Genomic DNA, 2,392 nt, shown 5'->3' on the forward strand with positions numbered 1-2,392 from the left:
CTGGCCACCAGCGGCCAGTAGCTGTAGTCGGGGACGTAATACCCCCCACCCTGTGCGTGTGCCATCGATCCCATCCTCTAATCGTCCAGTAACGACCCGTCGCGCCGGCGCGACCGCGGTGCGCCTCTACATGTTCGCGACGAAGGTCCCCACGTAGGCGGCCAGTGCCGCCACCGCGAGCACGAACACGGTGATTCGCACCCCGCGCCGGCGTCTGGCCTGGTTATCGCCTTCCTGCATGGAACGCGCTCTCCCTGATCCGTTCACGGTGCCGCCTCCCGCGGAAGGCGGCACCCCGTAGCGCTAGCGTACCTCGGGCGGGGTCTCGAAGGTATGGTGCGGCGCCGGCGAGGGCACCTCCCACTCCAGGCCCTTCGCGCCCTCCCAGACGCCCGCCGTCGCGGGCTCGCCACGGCCGCTCATGCTGCGGATCACGAGATAGACGAACAGCAGCTGCGTGAGGCCGAAGCCGAAGCCGCCGATGCTGGAGATCATGTTCCAGTCGGCGAACTGGGCCGAGTAGTCCGGGATCCGCCGCGGCATGCCGGCCAGCCCGAGGAAGTGCTGCGGGAAGAACAGCACGTTCACGAAGATCACGGACAGCCAGAAGTGCGTCTTGCCCAGACGCTCGTTGTACATCACACCGGTCCACTTGGGCAGCCAGTAGTAGACGGCGGCGATGATGGAGAACAGCGCACCGGTGACCAGCACGTAGTGGAAGTGCGCCACCACGAAGTAGGTGTCGTGGTACTGGAAGTCCGCCGGGGCGATCGCAAGCATCAGCCCGGAGAAGCCACCGATGGTGAACAGGATAATGAAGCCGATGGCGAAGAGCATCGGCGTCTCGAAGGTCATCGCCCCGCGCCACATCGTGGCCACCCAGTTGAACACCTTCACGCCCGTGGGCACGGCGATGAGCATGGTCGCGTACATGAAGAACAGCTCACCGGCCAGCGGCATGCCCACGGTGAACATGTGATGCGCCCATACGATGAACGACAGGAACGCGATCGAGGCCGTGGCGTAGACCATCGAGGCATAGCCGAACAGCGGCTTGCGCGCGAACGTCGGCACGATCTCCGAGATGATCCCGAACGCCGGCAGGATCATGATGTAGACCTCGGGGTGGCCGAAGAACCAGAACACGTGCTGGTAGAGCGTCGGGTCACCGCCGCCGGCGGCATTGAAGAAGGTCGTACCGAAGTACTGGTCGGTGAGCAGCATCGTGATCGCGCCCGCGAGCACCGGCATCACGGCGATCAGCAGGAACGCGGTAATCAGCCAGGTCCACACGAACATCGGCATCTTCATAAGCGTCATGCCCGGCGCACGCATGTTGAGCACGGTGGCGATGACGTTGATCGCGCCCATGATCGAGCTGATGCCGAGGATATGGATGCCGAATATCAGGAACGGGAACGCCTGGCCGGTCTGCAGCACCAGCGGCGGATACATCGTCCAGCCGCCGGCCGGCGCGCCGCCGGGCATCAGCAGCGTAGAGGCGATGAGCAGCAGGCCCACGGGCAGCAGCCAGAAGCTGAAGTTGTTCATCCGCGGCAGCGCCATGTCCGGCGCGCCCACCATCATCGGGATCATCCAGTTGGCCAGGCCCACGAACGCCGGCATCACCGCGCCGAAGATCATGATGAGGCCGTGCATGGTGGTCATCTGGTTGAAGAAGTACGGATCCACCAGCTGGATACCCGGCTGGAAGAGTTCCGCACGAATGACCATGGCCATGGTGCCGCCGGAGAACAGCGCGATCAGCGCGGTCACCAGGTAGAGGGTGCCGATGTCCTTGTGGTTCGTGGACATCAGCCAGCGCCGGATGAACCCCTGGCTGTGCTCGTGTCCGTGCGCCACGTCGTGTGATGTCGCACTCATGAAATCGTCCTCCTAGCGATCATTCGTTAGCCGAGGCGACCACGGGCTCGCCCGCATCCCCGGCCCCGGCGGTCTGCGCCCCGTCGGCGCCACCGTCGCTCTTGTGCTCCGCAAGCCAGCGCTTGAACTCCTCCGGCTTGACGGCCTCGACCACCACCGGCATGAAGGCATGGCCGCGGCCGCAGAGCTCGGCGCACTGACCCCGGTACACACCCGGCTGGTCGATCCGGGTCCAGGTCTCGTTGATGAAGCCCGGAATGGCGTCCTTCTTCCAGCCGAGGGCGGGCACCCACCAGGAGTGGATGACGTCCGCGGAGGTGATCATGAAGCGGATCTTGGTGTCCGTGGGCACCACGAGGCGGTTGTCGACCTCGAGGAGGTAATTGTTCACCGAGGCGGGGTCCACGCCGGAGCCCCTTTGCCGGGCCTTGTTGCTGCTCTCGGCGAGCTCGCTGTAGAAGCTCACGCCCTCGCCCATGTATTCATAGCCCCACTTCCACTGGTAGCC

General features: G+C 64.9%; 1 protein-coding gene and 1 pseudogene. Both read right to left on the bottom strand.

The genetic code is table 11. The features are described 5' to 3' along the window. Positions 1-303 precede the first annotated feature (303 nt). A complete protein-coding gene (gene ctaD / locus G7A99_RS18165; RefSeq protein WP_163142817.1) occupies positions 304-1,884 on the bottom strand; it encodes a cytochrome c oxidase subunit I in 1,581 nt (526 codons plus the stop codon). Positions 1,885-1,903: 19 nt separating this feature from the next. Beyond that, positions 1,904-2,392: pseudogene (locus tag G7A99_RS18170) on the bottom strand (cytochrome c oxidase subunit II); the annotation flags it as partial.

This window comes from Arhodomonas sp. KWT (assembly GCF_010993615.1).